Origin of the sequence: Gemmiger formicilis (assembly GCF_016900095.1) — a bacterium.
GTDB lineage: Bacteria > Bacillota > Clostridia > Oscillospirales > Ruminococcaceae > Gemmiger > Gemmiger formicilis_A.
In genome coordinates, this window is record NZ_JACJJP010000055.1 from 1 (window position 1) to 5516 (window position 5516).

Sequence of the window (5516 nt, forward strand, 5' to 3'; positions counted from 1 at the left end):
TGCCTGCCCCCGAGGCCACCAAGACCCCGGAGGCCACCAAATCCCCCGAAGCAACCAAGACCCCCGAAGCCACCAAGGCGCCGGAGGTGGTGACGGTGCAGTCGGATGACACCCCTGCCGCCACCAAAGCCCCCGCAGCCACCCAGGCTCCGGCCGCCACCAAGGCGCCCAACAAGACCACCACCGGCGGCAAAACCCAGGTGAGCGGCACCGCCAAACCCACGGCCACCGCCACCCCGGAACCCACCGCCACGCCGGTGCCCACCGCTACCGCCGCGCCCAGCGCGACCCCGGCGCCCACCGCCGAACCCCAGGATTCCGCCACTGTGGAATCTGCCCTGCCCGCGGAAACCGGCGGCCCCAACTGGCCGCTGGTGGCCGGCGGCGTGGCAGCCCTGGTGGTTGCTGTGGGCGCGGGTGCAGCCTTCCTGCTGCCCCGTGGCCGCAAGCGCCGCTGATCTTTCCACAAAATAAGCCGTAACGGTTGAAAACCGCCCCTGCGCAGCCAGCGCGGGGGCGGTTTTTTTGTGTCTGCGGGCTGTAATACGCGGGCCGGGGTTGACAGCGGCGGCGGGAAGCGTATAATACAGTACTGTATTCATTGACATATCAATTAGTGACGCGTCAACGGTTTGGCGCGTCCCTCTGCAAGGGAGTGTTTGTATGCCCTATCCCATTCACACGCTGCTGATCCGCACCGCCCACCGCCAGCAGAACGCCCTGCGCCCCGCGTTGGGCGAGCTGGGGCTTTCCACCGGGCAGCCCAAGGTGCTGCGGTGTCTGGCCGCCCGGGGGCCCTGTTCCCAGCGGGAGCTGGCTGACCGGTGCGACGTGGACCCGGCAGCCATCTGCCGCCTGCTGGACGGCATGGAGCGCAGCGGGCTGCTGGAGCGCCGCCCCAGCAAGGCCGACCGCCGTACAGGCGAAGTTCACCTGACCGATCAGGGCCGCAGGGCCCTGCAGGCCTGGGAGGAGCGCTGTCTTGACTTTGAAACGCAGATGCTGGAAGGATTTTCGGAAGGGGAAAAGCAGCAGCTGCGCGATTTTCTGGAACGTGCCTACCGCAACGTAGGCGGACGGCCGTAAAGGAGGACCCGCCATGGATGATCTGAAATATGTGTTTGCCCATCTGCGGCCTTACCGCCGGCAGGTGGCGGCGGCCGTGGGGCTGGTGTTTGTGGAGTGCATCTTTGAGATGAGCATTCCCATGCTGATGACCGGTCTGGTGGACGTGGGCGTGGCCAACCGGGATGTGCCCTACATGCTGAGCCAGGGCGGCAAGATGGTGCTGTGCGCCCTGCTGGCCCTGATCACCGGGCTGCTGTATGCCCGGTACGCCGCCCGGGCGGCCTACGGCTTCGGCGCCGAGCTGCGCCTGGCCGAATACCGCAAGGTCCAGTCCTTCGCCTTCTCCAACCTGGACCGGTTTTCCACCTCCTCCCTGGTGACCCGCATGACCACCGACGTGACCGTCATGCAGAACGCCATCACCGGCGGGCTGCGGCCGCTGGTGCGCAGCCCGGTCATGCTGTTCATGGGGGTGGGCATGTCCTTCCTGCTCAACCCCGGCCTGTCCCTGGTCTTCTTTGTGGCGGCGCCGGTGCTGGGCATCATCATGGCCTTTCTGGTCACCCGCATCGGGCCGCTGTACGTGCGCCAGCAGACGGCGGTGGACCATCTGAACGGCCGCATCCAGGAAAGCCTGACCGCCATCCGGGCCATCAAGGCCTTTGTGCGGGGCGAACACGAAGACGAAGCCTTCGACGCCGTGAACAAGGAACTGACCGATACCAGCGTGGACACCTTCCGCCACGCGGCGCTGAACCAGCCGGCCTTCCAGGTGGTCATGTACACCGCCGTGGTCTGCATCATGTGGTTCGGCGGCCGGATGATCCTGATGGGCGGCATGACGGTGGGCGAGCTCACCGCCTTTCTGAGCTATGTGCTCCAGGTCATGAACTCGGTGATGATGATCTCCAACGTCTTTCTGCTACTCACCCGCTCCCTGGCCAGCGCCCACCGCATCCGGGAGGTGCTGGAGGAGCGCCCTGCCCTCACCGAGCCGGAAGCCCCTGTGATGACCGTGCCCGACGGCCGGGTGGAATTCCGGGACGTGACCTTCCGCTATTCCGCGGGCACCGGCAAGCCGGCTTTGTCCGACATTGACCTGACCATCCCCGCCGGGGCCACGGTGGGCATTATCGGGGGCACCGGGTCGGCCAAGACCACCCTGGTGCAGCTGATCCCCCGCCTGTACGACGCCACCGAGGGCACCGTGCTGGTGGGCGGGCAGGATGTGCGCCGGTACGACCTGGCCGCTTTGCGGGACGCCGTGGGCATCGTATTGCAGAAAAACCTGCTGTTCTCCGGCACCATCCGGGACAACCTGCGCTGGGGCAACCCCGACGCCGACGACGAAGCCCTGTGGACCGCCTGCCGCCAGGCCTGTGCCGATGAGTTTCTGGAGCGAATGCCCGCCGGGCTGGACACCGACCTGGGCCAGGGCGGCGTGAACGTTTCGGGCGGGCAGAAGCAGCGGCTGTGCATTGCCCGCACCCTGCTCAAGCACCCCAAGGTGCTGATTTTCGACGATTCCACCAGCGCGGTGGACACCGCCACCGAGGCCCGCATCCGCCAGGCCCTGACCGCCTTGCCCGGTGTGACCAAGATCATCATTGCCCAGCGCATCACCTCGGTGATGGAGGCGGACATGATCGTGATCATGAAGGACGGCACCATCCACGCCGTGGGCACCCACAAGGACCTGCTGGCCCGCGACGGAATCTACCAGGAGATCTACGCATCCCAGATGAAAGGAGGGGTCGACCATGGCCAAGCCCTTTAACGGACGGCGCCCGCAGAACCTGCGGCGCACGTTGCAGCAGTTCGGGCGGTATCTGGGCCGGCACAAGGTGCTGCTGGTGCTGGTGGGGGTTCTGGCGGCTATGAGCGCCGCCGCCAACCTGCTGGGCACCTACATGATCAAGCCCATCGTGAACCAGATTACCACCACCGGCAGCCTGTCCGGTCTGGTGGCCGGGGTGGCGGTGGCCGCGGCCATCTACGCCATCGGGGCCCTGTCCTCCTTCGGCTACACCCAGATCATGGTCAACGCCGCCCAGAAGGTGCTCAGCGACATCCGCCGGGACCTGTTCGACCATCTGCAGACTCTGCCCCTGCCCTTCTTTGACGCCCAGCGCAAGGGCAACCTGATGAGCCTGTTCACCAACGATGTGGATACCCTGTCCGACGCGCTGAACAACAGCTTTGCCATGCTGATCCAGAGCTTTGTGCAGGTGGTGGGCACCCTGACTTTGCTGTTTGTGCTGAGCTGGCAGCTCTCGCTGCTGGTGCTTGTGGGATATGCGGGAATGTTCCTGTATATCCGGTACAGCACCCGGCGCAGCCAGGCCTATTTCAGCCAGCAGCAGGCCAGCCTGGGCGAATTGGACGCCTACATTGAGGAGATGGTCACCGGCCAGAAGGTGGTCAAGGTGTTCAACCACGAGCAGGCCAACCTGGACGGCTTCATCCGCCGCAACGAAAAGCTGCGGGAGGCCGGCACCGGCGCCCAGACCTACGCGGGCACCATGGTTCCCGCTGTGGTCAGCATCGGGTATCTGAACTATGCGGTCATCACGGTGGTGGGCGGCGTGCTGGTCATGCTGGGCCACACCGACCTGGGCAGTCTGGCCAGCTATCTGGTGTTTGTGCGCCAGTCCAGTATGCCCATCAACCAGCTGACCCAGCAGAGCAACCTGCTGCTGGCCGCCATGGCCGGCGCCGAGCGCATCTTTGACACCATGGACCAGAAGCCCGAAATCGACGAAGGCACGGTGGAGCTGGTGGACCTGCGCCCCCAGGGCGGCACCGGCTGGGCCTGGCGGGATTCCGCCAAGCCCGACGCCCCCCTGGTGCCCCTGCGGGGGGATGTGCGGTTCGAGGATGTGAGTTTCGGCTACGAGCCGGGGCAGACCATTCTGGAAGACCTGAACCTGTACGCCAAGCCGGGGCAGAAGATCGCCTTTGTGGGCTCCACCGGCGCGGGCAAAACCACCATCACCAACCTGATCAACCGGTTCTACGAGGTGAACAAAGGCCGCATCACCTACGACGGCATCGACGTGCGGCGCATCCGCAAGGATGATCTGCGCCACAGCCTGGGCATGGTGCTGCAGGACACCCATCTGTTCACCGGCACGGTGGCGGACAACATCCGCTTCGGCAAGCTGGACGCCACCCAGGCGGAGATCGAGCAGGCGGCGAAGATTGCCAACGCCGATTCCTTCATCCGCCGTCTGCCCCAGGGATACGACACCATGATCACCGGGGACGGCGCCAACCTGAGCCAGGGACAGCGCCAGCTGCTGGCCATTGCCCGGGCGGCGGTGGCCGACCCGCCGGTGCTGATTCTGGACGAGGCCACCTCCTCCATCGACACCCACACCGAGGCCCTCATCGAGAAGGGCATGGACCGGCTGATGGAAGGGCGCACCGTCTTTGTCATTGCCCACCGCCTTTCCACCGTGCGCAACGCCAACGCCATCATGGTGCTGGAGCACGGGCGGATTGTGGAGCGGGGCGACCACGAAGAACTGCTGGCCCTGCACGGGGAATACTACCAGCTGTACAACGGCATGTTCGAGCTTTCCTGAGTTCAGGACACGGTGCACCCCGGGAAATAGTATTCCAGGATCTGCCGCCAGTTGGCCCCGCCTTCAGCCATGGCCTTGGCGCCGTACTGGCTCAGCCCCACCCCATGGCCGTAGCCCCGGGTGGTGATGACGAACTGTCCGCCCCGCCAGGCAATGGCGAAGCAGGCGCTGCGCAGGTCCAGGGCGGTGCGCACCGACGTGCCCGGAAAGGAAAGGCCGCCGATCTCGATACTTTGCACATAGCCGGCCGTGTCCCAGGTGCTGGGACCGACCCATTCTGCGGGGTCACCCTCCAGTGTCAGGCCCAGAGAAGCCGCCGCCGCGGCGAACTGGGTATCGCTGTACTGGATGGTGACCTCGTATTCGTCGCTGTACTTGTCCCAGGCGGAATCCACCCCCCGCAGATAGGCCAGATCATCCGCCCACACCTGATGGCTGGCCTCGGTGTGGCCGCTGCTGATGGCGTGGTAGGCCGTGAGGGCCGGGGCGCCGTCGTACAGCACCACCGCGTCCGCCACCTCCCGGGCCAGAGAGGTCAGCCGGTCCCAGTTGGCGTCGAATTCCTCTCCCCACCGGGCCCGCAGGGCCGCCTCGTCGGTCCAGCCGCTGGCCAGGGCGCTGTTCACATGCAGCCAGCCCTCGGTCTCGCTGCCCCCGTGGTCCCGGCTGTACATGGCATAGGTGTGGCTGGCCACCATCTGGGCCAGCAGGGCGTCGTCCGGCCAGGTCAGGGGCATCTCGCTGGCCGCAGCCCCCGCCATGTATGCCACCGGACTCACCGACACCGTCTGCCCCGCCGCCTCATCATACAGCAGCACCGCCTGCCGGGCATCGGCCAGGAGGGGGTCCAGGGTGGGGGCA

The 5516-nt window shown here is 66.1% G+C and carries 4 protein-coding genes and 1 pseudogene; 4 read left to right on the forward strand and 1 reads right to left on the reverse strand.

Going from position 1 to position 5516, the window contains the following annotated elements; genetic code table 11:
• The 4 genes and pseudogenes from H6B15_RS14910 to H6B15_RS14925 form a co-directional block, all read left to right on the forward strand.
• A pseudogene (locus H6B15_RS14910) lies at positions 1-458 on the forward strand (hypothetical protein); the annotation flags it as partial.
• A gap of 205 nt (positions 459-663) precedes the next feature.
• On the forward strand, positions 664-1086 hold the full coding sequence (locus tag H6B15_RS14915) for a MarR family winged helix-turn-helix transcriptional regulator (protein WP_204648798.1): 423 nt from the start codon (positions 664-666) through the stop codon (positions 1084-1086).
• A gap of 13 nt (positions 1087-1099) precedes the next feature.
• Positions 1100-2845, forward strand: coding sequence for an ABC transporter ATP-binding protein (locus H6B15_RS14920; protein WP_204648799.1), 1746 nt, complete (start codon positions 1100-1102; stop codon positions 2843-2845).
• Positions 2829-4655, forward strand: coding sequence for an ABC transporter ATP-binding protein (locus tag H6B15_RS14925; protein WP_204648800.1), 1827 nt, complete (start codon positions 2829-2831; stop codon positions 4653-4655). The genes H6B15_RS14920 and H6B15_RS14925 overlap by 17 nt, the downstream gene beginning before the upstream one ends.
• 2 nt (positions 4656-4657) lie before the next feature.
• Here the strand turns inward: H6B15_RS14925 and H6B15_RS14930 are convergent.
• On the reverse strand, positions 4658-5516 hold an 859-nt coding region (locus tag H6B15_RS14930), incomplete at its 5' end, for a SpoIID/LytB domain-containing protein (RefSeq protein ID WP_204648801.1).